The sequence below is a fragment of the Pseudomonas sp. WS 5010 genome, assembly GCF_012985565.1.
Classification (GTDB): Bacteria; Pseudomonadota; Gammaproteobacteria; order Pseudomonadales; family Pseudomonadaceae; genus Aquipseudomonas.
On record NZ_JAAQWQ010000005.1, the window covers coordinates 379,845 to 399,444 of the forward strand.

Annotated in this window: 20 protein-coding genes and 1 pseudogene; 2 read left to right on the forward strand and 19 right to left on the reverse strand. The window is 63.3% G+C overall.

The genetic code is table 11. The annotated features are described in order from the left end of the window. Positions 1–10: 10 nt before the first annotated feature. The 7 genes from HBO11_RS18630 to HBO11_RS18660 are packed head-to-tail and all read right to left on the reverse strand — an operon-like array spanning position 11 to position 6,042. The gene (locus HBO11_RS18630) at positions 11–760 is read right to left on the reverse strand and encodes a TIGR03747 family integrating conjugative element membrane protein (protein ID WP_017640428.1); all 750 of its coding nucleotides are present in this window, start codon (positions 758–760) and stop codon (positions 11–13) included. Further along, positions 757–2,943 (reverse strand): type IV conjugative transfer system coupling protein TraD, encoded by a 2,187-nt coding sequence (traD, locus tag HBO11_RS18635; RefSeq protein WP_170058938.1) that lies wholly within the window; start codon positions 2,941–2,943, stop codon positions 757–759. The genes HBO11_RS18630 and traD overlap by 4 nt, the downstream gene beginning before the upstream one ends. 4 nt (positions 2,944–2,947) lie before the next feature. After that, positions 2,948–3,496: an integrating conjugative element protein gene (locus HBO11_RS18640; protein ID WP_017640426.1), complete on the reverse strand. Its 549-nt coding sequence runs from the start codon at positions 3,494–3,496 to the stop codon at positions 2,948–2,950. Further along, complete coding sequence (locus HBO11_RS18645) at positions 3,493–4,083, reverse strand: transglycosylase SLT domain-containing protein (RefSeq protein ID WP_017640425.1); 591 nt, start codon at positions 4,081–4,083, stop codon at positions 3,493–3,495. The genes HBO11_RS18640 and HBO11_RS18645 overlap by 4 nt, the downstream gene beginning before the upstream one ends. Then, positions 4,065–4,790, reverse strand: coding sequence for a TIGR03759 family integrating conjugative element protein (locus HBO11_RS18650; RefSeq protein ID WP_017640424.1), 726 nt, complete (start codon positions 4,788–4,790; stop codon positions 4,065–4,067). Before HBO11_RS18650 ends, HBO11_RS18645 begins: the two co-directional genes overlap by 19 nt. A gap of 14 nt (positions 4,791–4,804) precedes the next feature. Continuing rightward, positions 4,805–5,446, reverse strand: coding sequence for a hypothetical protein (locus HBO11_RS18655; protein WP_170058939.1), 642 nt, complete (start codon positions 5,444–5,446; stop codon positions 4,805–4,807). Continuing rightward, the gene (locus HBO11_RS18660) at positions 5,443–6,042 is read right to left on the reverse strand and encodes a PilL N-terminal domain-containing protein (protein ID WP_017640422.1); all 600 of its coding nucleotides are present in this window, start codon (positions 6,040–6,042) and stop codon (positions 5,443–5,445) included. Before HBO11_RS18660 ends, HBO11_RS18655 begins: the two co-directional genes overlap by 4 nt. A 243-nt stretch (positions 6,043–6,285) precedes the next feature. On the opposite strand from HBO11_RS18660, the gene HBO11_RS18665 reads away from it, so the two are divergent. Both HBO11_RS18665 and HBO11_RS18670 read left to right on the forward strand, forming a co-directional pair. After that, positions 6,286–8,049: an AAA family ATPase gene (locus HBO11_RS18665; RefSeq protein ID WP_234029208.1), complete on the forward strand. Its 1,764-nt coding sequence runs from the start codon at positions 6,286–6,288 to the stop codon at positions 8,047–8,049. Then, positions 8,036–9,850, forward strand: coding sequence for an ATP-dependent helicase (locus HBO11_RS18670; RefSeq protein ID WP_026083768.1), 1,815 nt, complete (start codon positions 8,036–8,038; stop codon positions 9,848–9,850). Before HBO11_RS18665 ends, HBO11_RS18670 begins: the two co-directional genes overlap by 14 nt. Before the next feature lie 66 nt (positions 9,851–9,916). Here the strand turns inward: HBO11_RS18670 and HBO11_RS18675 are convergent, their stop codons facing one another. From HBO11_RS18675 to HBO11_RS18730, 12 genes and pseudogenes are all read right to left on the reverse strand, one after another. Continuing rightward, positions 9,917–10,696 carry a competence protein CoiA family protein gene (locus tag HBO11_RS18675; protein ID WP_017640418.1) on the reverse strand — a complete coding sequence of 260 codons (780 nt, stop codon included), beginning with the start codon at positions 10,694–10,696 and terminating at the stop codon, positions 9,917–9,919. Positions 10,697–10,834: 138 nt separating this feature from the next. Beyond that, positions 10,835–13,114, reverse strand: a complete 2,280-nt coding sequence (locus HBO11_RS18680) for a helicase-related protein (RefSeq protein ID WP_017640417.1) — start codon at positions 13,112–13,114, stop codon at positions 10,835–10,837. Positions 13,115–13,212: 98 nt separating this feature from the next. Continuing rightward, positions 13,213–13,524: a hypothetical protein gene (locus tag HBO11_RS18685; protein WP_017640416.1), complete on the reverse strand. Its 312-nt coding sequence runs from the start codon at positions 13,522–13,524 to the stop codon at positions 13,213–13,215. A 107-nt stretch (positions 13,525–13,631) separates the two neighbouring features. Continuing rightward, positions 13,632–13,952 (reverse strand): hypothetical protein, encoded by a 321-nt coding sequence (locus tag HBO11_RS18690; protein ID WP_017640415.1) that lies wholly within the window; start codon positions 13,950–13,952, stop codon positions 13,632–13,634. A gap of 104 nt (positions 13,953–14,056) precedes the next feature. Next, positions 14,057–15,190: a DUF6094 domain-containing protein gene (locus HBO11_RS18695; RefSeq protein WP_256204535.1), complete on the reverse strand. Its 1,134-nt coding sequence runs from the start codon at positions 15,188–15,190 to the stop codon at positions 14,057–14,059. A 40-nt stretch (positions 15,191–15,230) separates the two neighbouring features. Further along, a pseudogene (locus tag HBO11_RS18700) lies at positions 15,231–15,880 on the reverse strand (hypothetical protein). A gap of 76 nt (positions 15,881–15,956) precedes the next feature. Beyond that, on the reverse strand, positions 15,957–16,217 hold the full coding sequence (locus HBO11_RS18705; RefSeq protein WP_003290203.1) for a hypothetical protein: 261 nt from the start codon (positions 16,215–16,217) through the stop codon (positions 15,957–15,959). A 16-nt stretch (positions 16,218–16,233) separates the two neighbouring features. Next, the gene (locus HBO11_RS18710) at positions 16,234–16,641 is read right to left on the reverse strand and encodes a hypothetical protein (RefSeq protein ID WP_017640413.1); all 408 of its coding nucleotides are present in this window, start codon (positions 16,639–16,641) and stop codon (positions 16,234–16,236) included. Between the two features lie 96 nt (positions 16,642–16,737). Then, positions 16,738–17,070: a hypothetical protein gene (locus tag HBO11_RS18715; RefSeq protein ID WP_026083767.1), complete on the reverse strand. Its 333-nt coding sequence runs from the start codon at positions 17,068–17,070 to the stop codon at positions 16,738–16,740. 95 nt (positions 17,071–17,165) lie between these two features. Next, a complete protein-coding gene (locus tag HBO11_RS18720) occupies positions 17,166–17,855 on the reverse strand; it encodes a DUF3275 family protein (protein WP_017640411.1) in 690 nt (229 codons plus the stop codon). 57 nt (positions 17,856–17,912) lie between these two features. Beyond that, positions 17,913–18,830, reverse strand: a complete 918-nt coding sequence (locus HBO11_RS18725) for a DUF3577 domain-containing protein (protein ID WP_100552109.1) — start codon at positions 18,828–18,830, stop codon at positions 17,913–17,915. Between the two features lie 364 nt (positions 18,831–19,194). Then, a complete protein-coding gene (locus HBO11_RS18730; protein ID WP_017640409.1) occupies positions 19,195–19,548 on the reverse strand; it encodes a DUF3085 domain-containing protein in 354 nt (117 codons plus the stop codon). Positions 19,549–19,600 lie beyond the last annotated feature (52 nt).

Genomic DNA, 19,600 nt, shown 5'->3' on the forward strand with positions numbered 1-19,600 from the left:
GATTGATGGTCTAGAGGTACTTCTTGAAGCTGCCTGCGGTCAGGCTCACGGCCAGTCCCAGCAAGGCGGCGCTCGGCAGCAGGATCAGGAGTGGATGCACCGAGATCGGCAAGGCCAGGTACGTGACCCACGGCAACACGGCCAGCGGCATCAGGCTCGCCTTCGCCCGGTGGTAGATGAAACCGGATTCCCGGCCCGCGCCGAACCGGCGCACGTCCCGCCGTACCAGGCCGTCGATCAGACCGACGAATGCCGCGGTGAAGATCAGCGGCAGCGTGAGCACCAGGACCAGCAGGCGCACCAGGAAAGTGAGCGTCGTGAAGGCCGCAGCGATCAGGTAGCTCTCGGTCCAGACATAGACCTGGCTGATGTAGTACCGGAAGTTGCGGGTCTGCCCATGGCTGGGCGCGCGGGCGCGCTCGGCGGTCTGGCTCATGCGCTCCAGCAGCCCCGAGCGCACGAACACCCATTCGTAGCCGGTATCCACCAGCTCGTGCGCCGTTCGGCCCGGCTCCTGCACGACGACGCTGCGCGTGAAATGGTTGGACAAATGCCCCAGCTCGTACTGCAACATCTGCTGGGAGTGGCGCCAGCCTTGGTCCTTCCAGAACAGGTGCATGCCGACGCACTCGACCACGATCGAGAACAGCAGCGAGCCGATCAGCACCCCGAGCAGCCGGAACGGCAAGGTGATGGTGCCGACGATCAGGCCCTGGCGCTGGTTCTGCTCCCGCTGCGCGGTCGAGGCGGCGTCCTTCATGACGAGGCCTCGTTGCCGGCGCTGTCGTCGGTGGCTGCCGGGCCAGCTTCGGTCGGCGTAGCCTCATCCAGCAGGTCCTTGGGCAAAGCCCCGTCCTGCGGGGCCGGAGAACTGGTGAACTCCCACCACTGCGTGGCTTCGCTGTAGCTCTGGCGCATGTACCCGGCCAGTTGCTGCAAGTCCGCCGGCATCACCTCGTCCGGGTCCGGCGCCGGCAGCGGCATGCGCACTTTCCAAAGCTGACCACCCTGCAACAACGCGAAGCACTGGCCCTTGGGCAAGCCGACGACGTGCGACGGCTCGATCATCGGCACGCTGGACATGCTGATGCGGTCCTGGGTGTTCGACGTGAAATCCGTCGCCCCGCGAATGTCCGAGCTGTCGGTCGCGCCGCTGACGATGGTGGTCGTATAGACCTCGACCTTCGGTAGTTGCCGGGTCAGCAGTTCAGCGGTCGCGGTCTCGCGCACGCGCAGCATGAACAGGTTGTTGAAGTTGCCGATCACCTGACCGGCCTTGGCGCGGTTGCCAATGCGGGCCTCGATGTCCGAGAGGGTCTGCGTGTACGCGGTGACCTGGAGGCCTGCGCCACCGCCCTTGTTGATCAATGGGATGAACTCATCGCCCATCAATTCGTTGAACTCGTCGGCGTGGACATTGATCGGCACGCGCGCACCGGCTGAAGCGCCCGGCAAGCCATCGTCAATCCCGTGCTTGTAGATGTGGCCTGCGACCGAAACCAGGTCGGAGAACATGGAATTGCCGACCGCTGCGGCGACCTCGGCGTCGGACAGCGCGTCCAGGCCCACGTAGACGACGGCGCGCTTTCGGATGACCTGCATCCAATCGAAGATCGGGCGCGGGTCGGCCAGGTCGGAATAATTCGGGGCCAGAAGCTGGGAAATCTTCCCGCTGGTGAGCTTCTCCAGCAGCGGCAGCAGGCTGGCGACGATCTTGTCGAAGTACGTCTTGTCGTAGCGGACGGCAGAGCGCAGGCCGTCCAGCACCGGGTCGTAGTTGCGGGCCTGGGAGAGGTACTGCTCCAGCGCCACCACGCGCTTCTCGCGCCCGATCATGTTGCGCGGGATGTTCTTCTCATTGAGCTTGGCCTCGATCTGAACGATCACCTCCCAGGCCTTGGGCTCGGTCTTGGCGAAGTAGTGCTGGGCGTACTCGATGAACAGCGCGTCGATGTTGATGACGTGCCGCTGGATCAGCATGTAGTCCGGGCGCTGCCCCAGTTCCACCAGGGCGCGGGCGATGATGTTGACGAAGCGCCACGCGAACTCCCTGAAGGCTGCGCTGTTGCCTTCGCCGGAGAGCTGGCCCGCGATGCGGGTGGCGACTTCCGAGATGCGACCGAAGCGGCCTACGGCGTTGTAGCGCGCGGAAATGTCCGGCCAGCCCAAATGGAAGACATAGAACTCGCCTTCGCGGCCCGCGCGCTTGGCCTCGACATACATCCGCTTCAGGAGATCGGCATCTCCTTTGGGGTCGATGAAGATCACGACCTCGTGCTCGCCCGCAGAGTTCGTGCGCCGGATGTCCTGCGTGACGAACAACTCGGCCAACCGGGTCTTGCCCACGCGCGTGGTGCCCAGTACCAGCGAGTGCCCGACGCGCTCGCCCAGCGGCAGGCTGACGTCCACCTCCTCCGGTTCGATTCCGTGCAGGCGCGGCAGGCCGCCCACTGGCGGCAGCGGCCGCACCGGGTTGCAAGGTACGTCCCAGCCGGTGAGTTTCGACAGCCGGGACAGCGGGAACGGCGCGAACTCCAGCCGTTCCTCCAGCCTGCGCGCCAGCCGATAGGCCGGCGTCGGCTCGACGTAGCGCCGAAACTCCGGCCGGTACGTCTGCATGAGCCTATGGGTGTGTTTCTGCTCCCACAGGAACCCGCGCCCCACGAACAGACGCTGCTGGCTGACCGGCACGTGCTTGCTGGTCATCACGTACCGAGGCAACCTGCGGATGTTGCGCCGGTAGCGCAGGATGACGCGGGCATCGCGGTAGCGGATCGCGCCATAGGCCCCGAACGCCAGCGCGCTGCCGACGCCCATGGCGGGGCTCAGCGCGAGCGACCACGAGGCCACCAGGGACAGAAACGCGGCGCCTGCACACGCCGCGACGGTATATAGCTCCACCGCTGGGCGAAGCAGAACCTCGACCGGCTGTTTCCCCGACATGGCTTCATTGCTCGATGCCGGTGGCCGTGATCAGCGCCGGGTAGTGCCGCAGGCCCAGGCGCTCGGCCAGGTCGTCGCCGGACACGGGCGCGAGGGGCACGCCATGCACCAGGGCGCGCAGCCGCGCCAGGCCTTGCACGGTCTCGACGTTGACCACCAGACCGACCGCGCCGCGCTCGCGCAATGAGGCTGCATGGCGGCGCAACCAGGCCTGGGAAGTCTCGTCGTCGCCCACGACCACGAAGGGACGCAGGCCCGGCGCCTCGATCACCCGCCGCGCGACGGTGCCGGACGTGAGCTTGGCGCTGCGCACCGGCAGCATCGCGGCCTCGTCCGCCGGTGTGGCAGGGATCTGAGGCGTCAGGATGGGCGACCGGGCCGGCGCGTTGGCGCGCGGCTGAAGGTTCAGGGCTTCGTAGTACGGCAGCGCCGACGTGCCGCCACGGTCTTCGACCACGATCAGCGGCTCGCCGGCACGCGAGGCCAGCGGCAGACCCGCCAACAGCACGAGCAGGCCTTTCGCCGCGAGATGAGCCAGATGGGATTTCGTCATGGTGAGGTCTCCTGGCGCGCGGCGAGGACCGCCGGGGTTGAGCGCGTGCCTTGCACGCGCGCGAGGTGGCGCGACACGCTGCGTCGATAGCGGGCGGCGGGCTCGCCTCCCGCGGGGCGGTGGTAACGGCCGATCGCCACCAACCAATCCTCCCCGGGGCTGTGCTGCTCTTTCAGGATCTCGGCGGCGATGGCGAGGTTGCGGTACGGGTCAAGCAGGTCGCACGCGGTGCTGTAGCGCTGCTGGTGGTAGCCGAGGTTGATCTGGCCCAGGCCCGCGTCGATGCGCGTGTGCGGCGTGGAGCGCATCGCCTGGTGCAAACCGGCACAGGCGTCGGATCGGGTCGCGTAGCGGCGCGACTGGCCGGCGACGTTGAGGGACCACGGCCACGGGACGATGCGCCCGTTGCGCCGGATGCCGCTCTCTTGCAGGGCTACGGCATAGAGCACCGTCGAGGGAATGCCCGCGCGCTGGGCGGCAAGCTGATAGGCCGGTGGTGGAACTTCCTGGGCCTGGGCAACGAAGGCGCAAAGGCCAGCAACGAGTACCAGTGCGCGCAACGGCGCCGTCAGGGTTGGCGTTGCCATTGGCCATTCACCTCGCGCACGACCGCAGGCAAATCGCCGGGCAGGCCCAGCGACAGCCAGCGGCCGCCGTCATGGTTGAGAGTGATGCTGCCGCTGCGCACCCGTGCGGGGTCGATCTGTGCGCGCTTGGCCCAGTCGCGGATGCGCGCGTCGTCCTGGCGGCTGCCGACCATGTACAGGTCGAACTCGGCCCCCGAGGATTGCAGGCGCTGCACGAGCTGTCCGCAGGCTGCGCAGCCGTCCTTGACGAATACCGCCGTGCGGCCGCTGCCGCGCGTGGCTCCGGCGACCGGCTTGTCGTCCGGCAAGTTCACCCGCTGCATGCCGGGGTTCAGGCGCTGCCAGGCCTCGTCGTAGGCCCTCTGGTAGGCGAGCAGCTTCTCGACGCGGCGCGCCTCAACCTGCACCTGCAGCTCTGCGTAGCGGCGCCTTTCCTCGTCGGTGCGGGCTTCGATGCCCAGGGCCGACAACGGGTCCAGATTGGGCGAGTAGATGCCCAGCGGCCCGTCCATCAGTTCGCGGTAGCGCGCCCACTCCTGCGGTTGCAGGCCCCAGTCGCTCGCCACCCGGTCGTCCAGAACGCGAGCGGCCAGCGAGCGCTCCTGGCTCTGCGCATTGCGGACGGGAGCCGCAGGCGGCTGCTGCGCCAAGGCGGGCCACTGGGCGGACGCCAGCAGGAGCGCGGAAAGGATGATCGGCGGCTTCATGCGCTGTACTCCAGTCAGGGAATCGCCATGCGACGGGTCTGGTCGCCGGTCTGGAACAGCGCGGTGTTGCCCTCGACCGCCTGCAAGCGCCACGGGCCGACCGCATCACCTGGCAGCAGCACCTGAAGTTGGTCGGGCGTGAAGTCGCCACTGCTGGGCGCGACAGACACGCTGCGCTCGCCGGCGCGCAGTTCGGCACCGACGACCCGGAACGGCAGCGGCGGAGGTTCGGGCTTGGCGGATGACTTGCTCGGTGCGCGCGGCTGGGCGGGTACTGCGGCGCGTGCGGTGGTCTGGCGCGCCTTGACCTGCTCGACTTCGGCGCGCAGTGCCTGAAGGTCGTCGGCAGCGGCATAGGCGCTCAGCGATTTCTCGACCTGGGCCGCGCGTGCGTCCAGGATTTGGCGGGTGTCTTTGAGGTCTGCCGCCGTGGCAACGGCCGGCCGCTGCTGGATGGCCTCGACGGTCTCGGCCAGGCCTGTCGCCTGCGCTTCGAGGCGTTGCAGCCGGGAATCGAGGCGATCCTGGTCGGCTTGGTCGTTCATGGCCTGGTAGCCCAGGGCCAAGAGGACACTGAGGCCAAGCAGCCAGAGCCACATCAGGCTCTGCACCACCACGGCGGCGGTTGAACGCTGGGCGGATTGCGGAGCGTTCATGGCTGGCCTCCCGAAACTGCGGGTGCCAGCGGGAACGTCTGCACCGCCTCGATGGGGGGCGGCGCGGGTGTGTTGTCGGCGGTCATGCTCTCGCCGGGCCGCTCAAAGCAAATCTGTCGTGTGAGGTCATCCGCGTGCAGTTCCCAGGCCGGGCCAGCCAGCGTGAGCAGCGCATCGCGCAAGGTCATTGGGCCGAGGTGCAGGTGCGCCGCCGGCAGCGGCAGCGCGTACAGCTCGATCACCGCATGCGCTGTCTGGCACAGGCCGTAACCGCTGCGCTTGAGCACATGCCGCAGCCCATCGCCGACGGTGGCGCGCGCATCCTCGGGGATGGACACGTCGATGGTCTGCAACAGCAGGTCGCGCTGCGCCACCGTGGGCGCCAACTCGACCAGGGTGTAGCGGCCGTAGCGCACGACGGGGATGTACTCGGGAGCCTCGGGCTCGGACGCGGGCGAGACTTCCTCGAAGGCATCGGGTGCGTGCGGCGAAGTCGTGGTCGCGCAGCCGCTAGCCAGCACCGTCCAGAGCAGACCGAGGATTCCCGCCAGCAGGCGGCGTTCGGGGTGGTGAAACCAGGGTGGAGAGGGGCACATAGCTCGGCGTCCTGAAACATCGAGCCCTCACCATCGCCTCTAACGCCCCGGGGCAGCAGCAAACAATGCGAACCACGCTGTGTCCGATTTGCCGGCAGCGGTCTAGTCGAACAAAAGCGGCCTTGAGGGGGCCGTAACGGAAAAGCTCAGTCGCGGTCGGCGGATGGAGGCCGGCTGCTTGACTGCTACTATTTGTTAAAACACCAGTGGACGGGGGCGTAAATGAGGGTTTCTCGGGTCAGGTTGATCAATTTCGCCAATTTCTCGGATGTTGATGTCGAGACGGGGGAAAGCATCGTCATCGTGGGAGAGAACAAGGTTGGCAAGAGCAATTTCATTCGCGGCCTGCAGTTGATCCTTGATCCGGGCTTGTCTGAACGCGATCGACAACTGGGGCTTGAACATTTCTGGGACGGACTTGGCGAAGACAAGGTTGGTGCGACCATTGAGGTCTCTGTGGATCTAACGGACTTCACAAACGATCCCCGGCTGATGGCTCACCTCAACGATTGCGTGATTGATCCTGGCCCACCCATGGTGGCCCGACTCACCTACCGCTTCCAGCCTAAGGCGGGCCTGGGGCGCGCCCCGGAATCGTTGAAGGACTATGAGTATGTGATCTTCGGTGGCAACGATCCCGAAATGCGTATCGGCGGCGGACTTCGCCGGATGTTGCCAATAGATGTTCAGGTAGCCCTGCGTGACGCTGAGAAGGACCTTGCGAGCTGGCGCAATTCGCCATTGAGGCCGCTCATTGAGGATCTTGCCGCGTCGTTGGATGATGACGCCCGTGAGGAGATTCAGAATCAGGTCGACCAAGCACAGCGAGAGCTGGCTGGACACGAGGAAGTGGTAGCGACAGCAGAACGGATCAGCGAACGGCTGATCGCAATCGCCGGGGGGCAACATGCTGTCCCGGTATCGCTCGGACTTGCACCTACACGAGTGGATGCATTGCTGCGTAGCCTTCGGCTGCTCATCGACAACGGTGTTCGCGGTGTCGGCGATGCCAGCCTAGGAACGGCGAATCTGATCTTCCTGGCCTTGAAGAGCCTCGAACTCGACCGTCTCGTCTCCGAGGGGGAGCGCGACCACACATTCTTCGTCGTCGAGGAGCCCGAAGCGCACCTGCATCCGCATGTCCAGCGTCTTGTCTATCGCTACTTTCTCGGCACAAGTGCGGAAGATGAGGACGAAGCCCCTCCGCTGACGACAATTCTCACTACTCACTCGCCGCAAATCGCAAGCGTTACACCGATTAGGTCCATCGTTCTCCTGCGTCATAACGCAACGGACGGGAAAACCGTCGCGGTTTCGACCGCGAACGCACCTTTCACACAGAGGGATGAAGACGACCTCCAGCGCTACATCGACGTCACTCGCGGAGAAATATTATTTTCCCGGGGAGTGATTCTGGTTGAAGGGGACGCCGAGCGCTTCATCATCCCCGCGTTCGCCGACGCCCTCGGGATTCCTTTCGACATACTTGGAATCACTGTGTGCTCGGTCGGGGGGACGAACTTCACTCCTTATGTGAAGCTTTTGGGCCCTAAAGGGCTAAATATTCCACATGTAATTTTGACAGATCGCGACCCGGTCAATGGCAAACCTCCACTAGCCCACAGGCGGTTAATTAATCTCTTAAACGAGGTCGATGACGAATATGGTTACGATGACCTGGATATAGATGATGTGCTCAAATACGCCGCAGAGTTTGGATACTTCGTCAACGAGAGCACGCTGGAATCCGACCTATTTGCCGCCGGAATGACCGAGGCGATGAAGTCGGTAATCGAGCAGGAGTTGCCGCTGAGGCAAGTCACCCGGGACGCACTGCAAGAGTGGGTGGATGATCCGGATCAGGTCGATGAAGACCGGCTGCTGAAGTTGATTGAACGGATTGGCAAGGGGAGATTTGCACAGGCACTTGCGCCGTCGGTGTCTGAGGACGTTTGCCCGGCCTACATTCGCTCTGCGCTGGAGCATATCCGCGATGCCGTCGCGTAACGTCGGTACAGCCTACCTGGCGCAGGCTGCCGAGTTGGCTGGAAATCCAGGGCAGTTGGCAGCTTACAACTCTCAAGGACATTGTGTGGTACTCGCTGGTCCCGGGAGCGGTAAGACCAAGACACTCGTCCTAAAGCTCGCCCGCATCCTGGCCGAAGACGTCGAGGCCCCACGTGGCGTTGCGTGCATCACTTATAGCCAGGAGTGCGCTCGCGAACTCGCTCGCCGAATTGAAAGCTTGGGACTTCAGCAGGCACCTAATCTTTTCATTGGTACGGTCCATGGGTTCTGTCTGCGTCATCTCTTGATGCCGTATGGACGCCTGGCCGGCCTGCCCATATCTTTCCCACTCTCGGTGGCCACTCAACGAGTCAGTGATCGGTTGTTGAAGCAAACTGGAGATGCGCTTTTCGGCCAGAACCATCCGTACAAAGTTATTGACCTCGGGCGGCATCGCCGTTCCGTGCTCAATCGAAATAGCGTCGCTTGGCGTAGCGAGGAGGAACTCGCTGCCTGGGCCGAGGCCTACGAGGCCGCTCTGCGCGACGATGGGCTGATTGACTACGATGACATGGTTGTCTTCGGCCAACGTTTGATCGCCGAGCACGACTGGGTACTACCTCTGGTTCAGGCAAAATTCCCCGTGCTCGCGGTGGATGAGTACCAGGATTTAGGCGTGGCACTGCATCGCATCGTCAAACGCCTTGCCTTCGACGGGGGTGTCCGACTTTTCGCTGTCGGGGATGCGGATCAGTCGATATATGGATTTACGGGAGCTGATGGCGCGTTGCTCATGGAATTGGCGGCTCGCAGAGACATTGAGCCTGTCCAGCTTCAGTTAAATTACCGTTCTGGTGCAGGGATCGTGACTGCGTCAGAGATGGCGCTTGGAGAAGCCCGAGGCTATCAAGCGAGCGATCCTGCGCGACAAACGACCATCGAATTTGTCCTGCGCCCGGGTGGTATGGCGGACCAGGCTGCGCACGCCGTCGCGCAGATCATTCCGGCGGCCTTAGCCTCCAAGCCGGGACGAACACTGGGCGATATCGCGATCCTATACAAAGACTATCGCGCAGGCGATATCGTGGCTGAAGCTGTGGCAACCGGTGGTCTCGATTACATCCGTGTGGATACCGCAGCACCTTACCGCAAGGTTGCCCTAACAAGTTGGGTAGAAGATTGTGCGGCGTGGTGCGCGGGTGGCTGGCGTGTTGGACGCCCACAATTGCGCGGACTACTCGACCGCTATCGCGCATTTCATCGGGCGAGCTTGGACGATTCACAGGCCAAGCGCGAAGAGCAAGAGCTAACCGCCTTGCTATGGGAGCTGCGTGCTGACCAGCAACCTGCGCGAGAATTTGTTGCTTCGCTGCGCAACGGTGTAGTGGATCATCTGCTGGCGGCTGAATTGGCGCTCGCTGATCAGAAGGAGCAACTGGATCGCATGACGGCAGCGCTCGCTGAAGGAGGTGCACTGGCTTCGCTAGACATCACGAGTTTGGGCGGCCGGGACGGTTCGCCCGATCACCTGAATCTGCTGACACTGCATTCCGCAAAGGGCTGTGAGTACGACGTCGTCATCATGGTTGGACTCGACCTCGGAAATCTGCCGTGGCGCAATGAAACTCCAGAGAAGTTGCGCGAAAGTCGCCGGCTCTTCTATGTGGGACTCACACGTGCTCGCGACGAGGTCCACATGCTGTATTCGGGCTTCGTTGATGGCCGCTATGGCCCTATGCGCTTTGGGCGCTCGCCATTCCTTGATGAGCTGGAGGCGCGAATGCGTGCCGCTGGCATTTGAGTGTGAACCCGAGAATCTGGAGTGTCGGTGCTGCGTCGGCGCATGTCGAGCAACACCACAGTCGAGCTACATCTTTGCAGCCAAGCGATTGGCTGCGAAACGCTCGCGCGAGAGTCTGGCGGCGTTATTCATCGAGTCTAGGTTATCGATACACCATAGACCGTTGATGCAAAGAAAGCGCTCACTAAGCACTGCTTCAAGTATGTTTGGAAGGGTTGCGTTGAAGAATCCGGCACCCTTGACCGTTGGGGCCGGATCTAGCTCAAGCATCGCGACCGGCAGGTCAGAAAGGCACGGGCCGAAGTGGCCAGCCGAAGGGAACTTGCCCCCAAACTCGGTGCGCAGACGCTCCTTTCCCATGCTCTTGGTGAGAGTGCTATATCGCTCCTGCCGCAGCAACCAAAGAGACTTGATGCCCGCCTCGCGGTACCGCTCTTGGCGTTTACGGTAGTCACGGAGCGACTGATACGATCTTTGGATCTCGACAGCCAACCTAACCCCATTGCGCTCACCCCAGACATCAGCCTGCCAGCGACCTGCATCACCCGAACCCGGCATTTCAACCGAGGCACGGAATCCAAGATCTTCAAGCACGCTGCGCACAAGTATCTTGGCCGCCAGGTGCCATTGGCTTTCTTCGGAAGTACTGCACGCACCTCCTAGATGCGCGAAGAAGGGGTACCCATTAGCACTAACCTTGGGAATCGCTGGAGCGTTGCAGCAAGGCATCAGCAGATCACCGATGCAGTACGCCCGTTGCAACTCTTCCCACTGCGCCTGAGACATATGCAGTGCGTTGGCTGCACCAGTACCATCTGCATATGCTGCTTCGATCACCATAGCCATAGTGCCTCCTTGAGTCTCGGTATTGTCTAATCAGTTTAGCCTTCCCCGCGCTGGGACCGGGGCGGTGATCGAATCCTCCGAACAGCAATTTCCTAGAAAAATGCCGGCACCCCCGAAAGGATGCCGGCAGACAGCAGATCACGCAGTTACCAATTGCCGGGCCAATGCGACCTCCACGGAATCACCATCCTGGTTCAGGACATCGAGCCCCGATTCGGGTACATCGCCCGAAGTGGACTGCGAGACCATGATCTTCTTGGCCATCAGCTCCAGGCAGGTCATCTGCGAGGAGCCGGCGTAGCCCAGGTAGATCACGCGCACGGACAGCTTCTGCCCGATACGCCAGGAGCGGCGTGCCGCCTGCTGGAGCGAGTACACGTTGTAGCCCGACTGCATGAACACGATCGTCGGAAACTCCAACAGGTCCAATCCCGTCTTGACAAGCTCGGGATTGGTGATGAGCACGTCGATGCCACGGTCCAACTGCTCGGCGATCCAGTCCTCGCGGCGGCTGGCATCCACGCTTGCGCGCAGTACCGCCACTTTGAAGCCTTCCTGCTCCAGCAATACCTTCAACCGGCTAGTCGTGTCGCGCGTGCCGGTATAGACCGTGTAGGCCAGAACCTTGCGGCCCTGTGCTTTCTCTTCCCTGCAGATGTCGATCAGCTCACGCTCCTTGGGGCTGATCTCGAACTCGTTGAACTGAGCCGGGACGAACGCCAAGGTATTGCGTGTACGCGGATGCACCACGGTCTCCGACCGGAAGCAGCAGTCCGGCCAGGCCAGCAGCACGTTGAGGACCACACCCAGCAAGGTCGTATCGCGTCGCGCCAGAGCCTGTTTCAGCTCCGCGGTCAGCCGACCCGCCAAATCGCGGTAGGCCGCGGCTTGCGCCGTGTCCATCGCGACTTCACGGAACTCCTCGTCATACGGTGGCAGAACGTTGCCGCCGATGTCTCTGAGCTTGAGGAAGATCGTGAACGGCAGGATGCAGCGCAGCACGCCCTTGGGGCCGAAGCCCGGAGCTTTGACCGTTCTGACACTGACTTTCGTGCCTTTCGCGGTCTTGTGCGCCGTGCCGGTGCTCTCGGAATAGATGTCCTTGAGGACTCCGTGATCGCGCATGAACGCCATCGCGGCCGAGGTCATGCTGCCGCTCGTGGTCGGGCGGTAGCCGTCTTCGATCATCCGCCCGGGAAGGGCTCGGAACAACAGGTAGAACAGATCGTCGCCGTAGCCGCCCATCAACGTGCCGGTCAGCAGCAAGGTCTTGCGAGCCTTCGCTGCCAGCACGCCCATGGCCTGGCCCTGGGCGCTGCCGCCGTTCTTGTACTCGTGCGCCTCGTCGGCGATGAGCAGGTCGAACGTGCCTTGCGGCAGGTAGCGCTTGATGAACTCGGACGGCTGATAGCCGCCCTCGCCAAAGCCGAACTCCATGTTGGCCATCGCACGTTCCATGCGTGTGGCCTGGCGGTCGGAAAACACCAGCTCGCCGTTGCCGTCCATGAGGTTGATGAACTCATGTACGTTGTCTCCCAACATGGAGGCGAGGAAACCATCACCGAAGCGTTTCATGAGCTTCTGCGCGGTGACTTCGCCGATCGTCGGGATGCGCTTCAAGGCTTTGAGAACGGCCGAAGACTGATCGCTGCCGGGCAGACTTCTCGGGCGGATCAACGTCCACAGGGGTGCGGCGCAATGGCTGCACTTCCTGCGGTACTCCTCGGCTTCGAGCGCGACCGGGTTGACCGGCTCGCCGTCGAGGTCGGTGATGACCGTGCCGCAGTCAGGGCACGCTGCCACGTCGCCATGGCGGTTGCGCCGCGTGGTGAAGACGGGCTTCCAGTGGAATCCCATCCGCATCCTGACGCGCCCCAGGACAAAGAACTCCTGGCCCGTGGGCTGCACACCTAGCTGCTCGCGCAGCTTGATGAGCTTGACCAGCGTATCCGGCCCGTTGAGCACCCACACCTTGGCGCCTGCCACCGTTTCCTGGATCTCGCGCCGCCACTTGTAAACAAGGTGTGGGGGCGAAAGAACCAGGGTGCGGCGGTAGCCTTCGGCGTTGAGCACGGCGGCCGTGGCGATGCCGACGGTCGTTTTGCCGCAGCCCATTTCGCCATTGACGATCGCGGCGCGTTCGCCATGATCAATCAGCAGCTCGGCAGCGGCATGGACGACTTCGGTCTGGGCCTCAAACAGCTTGCGCTTGAGGCTGGCGACGACGAGTTGCCGGTGCGCCTGTGGCTGACCGGTATAAACCGGCGGGTTGGCACGGTTGAGGGAGTCGAGCAGTTCGTCGCCGAACTCACCGACGAAATCCTGAAGGCTCTGGGTCAGAGGGGAAGATTCCGCATCGAGCAGTTCGCCCTGTACGGGCGTTGCTTCTTTGGCAGTGGTATCGAGATCGAGGGACATGGTGATGCTCCAAGGAAAATGGGGCATCACCACCCCAGCGGGCAATGGGATGCCCCGAGGTGGGAAGAAAGATGCGACGCGAGGCCGCTGGATGAGGATCAGTACTCGCTCGGAAGCAGCAACGTTGTGACGCTGCGATCCCATTCGGTGATGATCCAGAGCTTCAGGTCAGGCGCGACCTGGTAGGACGAAAACAGGCGATCCTCGCCGGACTGCAATGCCACGTCGTTCTGGCGCCGGTCGTTGTCGAAAAGGTCGCCCCAGTCGCCGCTGAGGTGGCGGCGCAAGTACTCGGTCGGATTGAGCCGGCCTTGCCGGATAAGCGCATCGACGCCGGCCGTCGCGACCAGATGTCCGGTCGGGAATAGAGGCCGAGGAACGACGCTGGCGAAAACAACTTCTTGTGCCATGGGTTTTTCCTAAAGAAATGGAAAGGCCACGGCCCCACGGGGCGCGTGACCCCGGTTGGGTGGATGAATGCAGGAACAGGCGCTGGCGGCCTGCCTGAAGGAAACGGCTACGCGGCCGGAGGACAGTCCTCGGACGGCAGCACGATGTGGGTGGCGCTGCGATTCGCTTCGGTGACGACGCGGATGGTCAGCTCGCGGGTGACGATGAAGAGCGAGTCGAGGCAATCGCCGGACAGCAAGGCGGCATTGTTCTGTTGCCACTTGTCGTCGGTGACGTCGCCCCAGTCGCCCCTGACATGGCGCTGGAAGTACGGTATCGGGTCGAGCCGGCCTTCACGCATCAGGCGGTCGATGCTTTCGCTGAAGATCAGTGCGCCGATCGGGAACAACAGATTGCGGCGGTTGCGGTCAGGAACGTCGTGGGCCATGGGTTCTACTCCTTTGCAGGTTAGTCGGGCCACGGGCCCACCGGGGCAGCGTGACCCCGTTGGGTGGATGAGAACGACGGCGAACCGTCATCGATAAACAGCGATCAGCGGATGGTTAACACCTCGCCCCGCGTTGCGGAGCCAGGCGTCATGTCCCACGCGCGGATGACAGGCACGAACTTGTCGGTGAGGATGCGGGTCTCGGCGATGGAGCCGTCTTCGCGTTCGGTGAATTCCCGCTGGAGCGTCTTGTCCTTGTGGGTGTCACCTTTGACGATGAGCACGCGCCCGGTCTTGGAGCGCACAACCCCCGAGATCGCGCCCGCGGCCAGAGCCAGGGCGAGATGCCAGTGGGACAAGGCACGCGCGGGCGGACGCAGCGACTGCTGCGCGGCTCCCAGGTGCGTATCCAGCGACGGCCAGAGGCCTTGGAGCCGACCAACCTCATCGGCGAACTGCTCCGGCTCCATCGTCACGCGGAAGAAATGCTCCGGCTCGGCCGGACTGGCGGGGATGATGTACGGCAGGAACGGCCATTCGCTCGGCAGTTCCTCGGCTTCGACTTCGCCAAGCCCAACCTGCAGCAGCAGATTGCGCACGGCCTTGACGCCATCGGGTGCCTGCTCGCGCTGACGCACCCTGCGACCGAAGATCACCACCTGCTTGAACTGCGTTTCCACCGCTCGGTAGATCCGCAGGTCGGTGTAGTGGCGCGTCAGCCAGCCGACCAGCTCCGCGTCGAGCACGTAGCCGGGGACGATGAAGACCAGCACGCCGCCGTACTGCAACAGCGACAGGCTGCGCTGATAGAACAGTTTTTCGAGGCGGGCACGGCCCTGTCCCTGATAACCGATATTGCCGTTGACGTCCTTGGACAGGTCGCCATACGGTGGGTTGAGCCAGAGCAGCCCGAACGACTGCTTGGAGATCATCGCGTCCATGAGGTCCGCATGCAGGCAATGATCGACCAGGCCGCGGGCATGGCGTGCCCGCTCGGCGTCGAACTCGACCGCGAACGCCTTTACCTGCTCGCGCCCGAGGGCATGAGCAGCTTCGGCGATCGCCACGCCTTCGCCTGCGCAGGGATCGAGGATGCACATCGACCCGTCGCTGGGCATCATTGCGTTGAGGGCTCTTTCGAGCGTGGGTTCATCCGTGGGGAAGTATCCGTTTTTCACGAAATTGCGGGCGAGCCGCGGGAACATGAGGGCCATGGAAGTCTCCTGGTTGGCGGGGATGAAAGGCGGAAGCACGCAGAGGCGTGCTTCCGCGGGTGGGTCAAGCCGCTACCGCTTCCGGCGTCCAAATCTTGGCCGGAAAGGATAGGCGGTGAGTACGTCACTGCGGATCAAGGAGCCCAGCGCCAGGGTCAGCGCCGGCACGTCGATGGCGAGCCGATGACCTTCCAGTGGCCCGAGGGCGAACGGAAGGCGGGCCAGCATCTCGCGGGTTTGCAGCAGTTCCAGCACGGTCTCGCGCCAGTGATCGAGCAGCGGCAACGGGCAGGTGTCCCGCACCAGCGTCCACATGCGGTCAAGCCGGTGGGCGTTGCCGCGTGGCAGCAGTGCGAGCGCGCTGGCGTTGGCCTTGTCGGGCTTCACGCAGCGGCGATCGAACAGCCACACGTTGGAGAGCGATCCGAACAGCGTTCGTCGGTAGGCGCGAGTCATGCGCTTTTCCAGACGATCGACGTTGCCGATGAACACCGGGACGCTGCCGCCCTGGTCGGTGATGACGTGGAACTGGTCCAGTTCCTGCTCGTCGCGCCCGAGGGTCAGGCGAGCGAGGAACTGCTGGACGGCGGTGTCCCGCGCCCAGATCGAGAGGAAGACGAGGTTGCCTTGGTCATCGCCGACGCAAGCGTCGGCCATCACGTCGGAGCATTCGTCGATGCGGTAAAGCGTGGTGGAAGAAGTGTCTGCGGGCATGGTGGTGTCCTCGGATGAACGGGAACAGCACCGCCCGCTGGGGCAAGTACTGCCCCAAGGGGTGGAAGAAAACCGCTCAGTCCGGCTCGAACTGCCGGGTGTGCGGGTTGAAGTGAAGTGCCTCGTCCACCGCGGTAATCGGCGTGAAGCCGTCCAGGTAGATGTTGTTGAGGTACTGGTCGCGGTAGGTCAGTGCCCGCCGCGCCTGATCCTCGGTGAGGCCGTCGCTGATGAAGTACGCCAGCATTTCCTCGTCGGAAGAAACTTCGTCGTTGGACAGACTCCCTTCGACGAGCTTCAACAACGCGGGCGGGAGCGCAGCCAGGATCGGGTCCATGTCGGTTCCTCCTGGCTCAGACCAACAGCGCTGCGGCGGGTGCCGTGGAAGCCGTCGGTGTGCGCCGCTGCGCGTGGTGGGCGCGAACGCCTGCACGCCATTCGGCGGACTGCTCCGGTGCGAGATCCAGATAGGACAGCGGGCACGAGTAGTAGTACGGGTGCATGGACTCTTCCAGCGGCTTGTAACCCCACTGGCTTCCACTGCGTTCAAGCAGATCGCAGCGGATGTAGCGCAGGGATTGACCCGGTGCGAGATCACGATGCACGCCTTCGACCTTGGCCGTCACTTCCGCGACGGACCAGAGGACGTTGCCACGCAGCGCGTGGGCGATGACCTTGACGCTGGCGCGCTCGGTCTCCTGCGGTGTGATCAGTTCCGCGATCAGTTCAGATCGCGATTGGGGGGAGAAATACCTGCCCATGAAAGGCCTCCTGAAAAGTGGAGCCGGAGGCCTCCCCGCGGGGGAGAACCCCCAGCGGGTGATGGAATGCCGCGTTAGCAGCGATGAAGTCGCGTGTCAGTACTCAAGATCACCGCAACCGGCCGGGCAGCAATCCCGATCGATGCCGTGCATGCAAATGCCGTTTTCGGCATTCCAGTCCTGAGTCTCATGCCTTTCGGCGGGTGTTGCGTAGTCCCCGTATTCCTCTGCTATCTGCAGGGCATATGCCTGCTGATGCTCGGGTAACCGATGTACTTGCGCGTCAACTTCTGAACTGAACCGTTCCACGTACCAGTCGTGAGACTGTCCGCAGCCATGGATGGCTTGCTTGGCAGCCGTCTCGCAGACAGCCCGCCACGCGGTTTCATCCAGTGCGGAACGGTGGGTATCTGAAGCGATGTTGGACATGATGGAGACCTCCAAAGAAAAGGCCGGGGTCTCCCCCGCATGGGGAAAGAACCCCGGCGGGTGGATGAAGAACACCGCGGATGCGGCGTCCGCGATCACGCAGGTTGCAGTTCGGCCTGGCGGCCCCACTCCTGCGTCTTGAAGTCCAGCGCGTAGCCAAGTTCGCCCAGGCGGACGATCTGCGCGCGCAGGGTGAGGCGGTCGATGGTCGAATCCAGTTTCACGGACTCTCCCAGCGGCCAGAGCAGCCTGAACAGTGCGGCGTCGCCATCTTCGGTGCTGCCGGGGGCAGCAGCCACAGCGGGCGTCGGCGCATCCATGCCGAAAGGCGTGGTATCGACCAGCGGGTCCGCGGACGCCTGCACGGATGCGGGCTTGGCGGGCCTGGATGCCTTGGTGGGCTTGGCCGGCGTTGCCGCAGGCTGCGCCCCCAGTTCTTCATCGAGCGGATCAATATCCTGGGTTGAAAAGCCGCGAATATCCTCGCGGCTCAGTTTGTCAACGCCGAAGAGCGTCATGCCATCGAGGTTGCAACGAATCTCGAACTTGATACCGCCCCGCATGGGGATCGGATTCGGAAAGATGTAGCGGATCACGAACTCCCCGTCGTACTTGCCTTCAGGGTATTGCTCCAGTTCCGCGTCCTTCACCGCGAAGTTTCCGATAGGGGTGACGAGGTAGCCGACGCAGAACGGACCATTGCGGCCGTGGATTGTGCGGATCGAAAGCTGGCCCGATACGACGATGGGTGGGACTGACCTTGCGGATGCCGATGTGGCTGTCATGATGGTTCTCCTTGGGGAGCAGGGAAAAGGCAGGGCCCCGTGAGGGGCCATGCCGGATCAGAACGAAGCAGCCAATGCCGGCTCCTGCTCTTCGGCTTCACCTGCGGGCTCGCGCTCGGCGGACTCGATAAGCTGGTCGATAGCGGTGTCGGCAGCAACCTCGGCTTCGGGCGCGGATGCGTCCTCGGCCTGCGGCGCCTCGGCTTGCGCCTGGCTCGTCGGATAGACCTGGGTGCCGTCGATCTTGATGAGACCGATGTGGACCAGCGTCGATTCCAGGCTCGCTCCCGGTTCCCCGGCGCGCTCGCCCTTGGTGCGGATGTACGGATCGATCTTCATGTCGTTCAGACGGAAGGCGATCAGCACCTTGCGGTCCCCTTCGATGGCCTGCACGCATCGGCGAACCAGATGCTCGGCTTCAGGGGTGGAGACGATGGTGTCGATGTACCGATAGTCCGGCTCATCGACGGGGCCGGCCAGTGCGGCGATCGAGCACGACAGGAAGGGGTCGCCATCCTTCGGGGTGACGTCCTTCGGACGGTTGAGGTAGCCGATGCCGTGGGTGACCAGTTCATGCTTCTCGATCGAGGCCAGTTCGGCCCGGTCGATCAGCTCGGCCTTGAGCAGTCGCGCCTTGAGGGACGCGGCGGCCTGGCCTTTCTGCTCACCCTTGTCGCGGATGTACGCATCGCCCCACAGATCGCCGAGGCGGAAACGCACCAGCGGGCGCTGCTTGGGATCGTCAACGCCGATGTAGCGCTGAACGAGCTTCTTGGCCTCGGCACCCGAGACCTTGACGTCGAAGTAGCGGTAGCTGGGGTCCTTAGCGGAGCCGACCAACGCGGCGATGGTGCATGCCAGGAAGGGCTGCGCACGGCGGCCGCCCCGGACGGGAACCTCGCGGGCACGTTGGACATAGCCGATGCCCGAGGTGTGGAGGTCGAAATATGATTTCTCGTTGGAAGTGGTGTTCATGGTGAATCTCCATTGGAAGAAGCGGAGACACACCAGGCCCACACATGCGGGGAAAGGTGCGTAACCCCGCGGTGGGTTGATAAGGCGAAAGCATCCGCCACCAGAGACTGGTGGCCGCTCGCGGACGGATGCGGTGCGAGCTGGCTCGGTCACACAGTGGAAACTGCGCCGCAACCTCGAAGACCGATGGTTGCCTGGCATGTCGCTGACAACGTCAGCAGGCATGGGGTCAGCATGGCCGGGCCTCGCGCGCGCGACAGCAATCAATCGGCATCCGGGTGTTTCCCTTTGCCCGTGCCGCCCGGCGCTGCCAAAAAGAAAGCCCCCAAACGGGGGCTGCGAGGGCCGAGCGGTGAATGCCGCGTCAGGCGGGAGGTACCACTTCCAAGGACAGATGCGTGTCAGAAGCGAAGAGCATCAGGTCATCCGTGCTGTGCAGAATGCAAGTAAAGACGCTATCGGCCGGATCGAAGAACTCGGCAAAGTCGTCGGCACCTAGCATATGCTTGGCCAGGTACCACCAACCCTCGAATGGATCGGAATCCGGGTTGCAGCCGACGGCATATGCTAGAAGCTTCATTCGGCCATCGGGATAGCGCTCCCCGCGCTCGGCGAGGAAGTACACGCCCTGATCCTTGGCGAGGACGACGCGGCATTGGTTGGCGACGGCCTCGGCCAGCACGGGGCGAAGGTCGGAACCTTTGAATCGCAGTGACATAGTTGAAATCTCCTGTATGGATAAGAAAAAAGGCCCTCCATCCAAATGGATG

Excerpts from the sequence above, each read along its gene's own strand:
- HBO11_RS18630 (WP_017640428.1), bottom strand. The coding sequence starts at position 760 with ATGAAGGACGCCGCCTCGACCGCGCAGCGGGAGCAGAACCAGCGCCAG.
- HBO11_RS18660 (WP_017640422.1), bottom strand. The coding sequence starts at position 6,042 with ATGTGCCCCTCTCCACCCTGGTTTCACCACCCCGAACGCCGCCTGCTG.
- HBO11_RS18705 (WP_003290203.1), bottom strand. The coding sequence starts at position 16,217 with ATGGACCCGATCCTGGCTGCGCTCCCGCCCGCGTTGTTGAAGCTCGTC.
- HBO11_RS18730 (WP_017640409.1), bottom strand. The coding sequence starts at position 19,548 with ATGTCACTGCGATTCAAAGGTTCCGACCTTCGCCCCGTGCTGGCCGAG.
- HBO11_RS18640 (WP_017640426.1), bottom strand. The coding sequence starts at position 3,496 with ATGACGAAATCCCATCTGGCTCATCTCGCGGCGAAAGGCCTGCTCGTG.
- traD (WP_170058938.1), bottom strand. The coding sequence starts at position 2,943 with ATGTCGGGGAAACAGCCGGTCGAGGTTCTGCTTCGCCCAGCGGTGGAG.
- HBO11_RS18655 (WP_170058939.1), bottom strand. The coding sequence starts at position 5,446 with ATGAACGCTCCGCAATCCGCCCAGCGTTCAACCGCCGCCGTGGTGGTG.
- HBO11_RS18680 (WP_017640417.1), bottom strand. The coding sequence starts at position 13,114 with ATGTCCCTCGATCTCGATACCACTGCCAAAGAAGCAACGCCCGTACAG.
- HBO11_RS18720 (WP_017640411.1), bottom strand. The coding sequence starts at position 17,855 with ATGACAGCCACATCGGCATCCGCAAGGTCAGTCCCACCCATCGTCGTA.
- HBO11_RS18685 (WP_017640416.1), bottom strand. The coding sequence starts at position 13,524 with ATGGCACAAGAAGTTGTTTTCGCCAGCGTCGTTCCTCGGCCTCTATTC.
- HBO11_RS18690 (WP_017640415.1), bottom strand. The coding sequence starts at position 13,952 with ATGGCCCACGACGTTCCTGACCGCAACCGCCGCAATCTGTTGTTCCCG.
- HBO11_RS18670 (WP_026083768.1), top strand. The coding sequence starts at position 8,036 with ATGCCGTCGCGTAACGTCGGTACAGCCTACCTGGCGCAGGCTGCCGAG.
- HBO11_RS18715 (WP_026083767.1), bottom strand. The coding sequence starts at position 17,070 with ATGTCCAACATCGCTTCAGATACCCACCGTTCCGCACTGGATGAAACC.
- HBO11_RS18675 (WP_017640418.1), bottom strand. The coding sequence starts at position 10,696 with ATGGCTATGGTGATCGAAGCAGCATATGCAGATGGTACTGGTGCAGCC.
- HBO11_RS18650 (WP_017640424.1), bottom strand. The coding sequence starts at position 4,790 with ATGAAGCCGCCGATCATCCTTTCCGCGCTCCTGCTGGCGTCCGCCCAG.
- HBO11_RS18710 (WP_017640413.1), bottom strand. The coding sequence starts at position 16,641 with ATGGGCAGGTATTTCTCCCCCCAATCGCGATCTGAACTGATCGCGGAA.
- HBO11_RS18645 (WP_017640425.1), bottom strand. The coding sequence starts at position 4,083 with ATGGCAACGCCAACCCTGACGGCGCCGTTGCGCGCACTGGTACTCGTT.
- HBO11_RS18725 (WP_100552109.1), bottom strand. The coding sequence starts at position 18,830 with ATGAACACCACTTCCAACGAGAAATCATATTTCGACCTCCACACCTCG.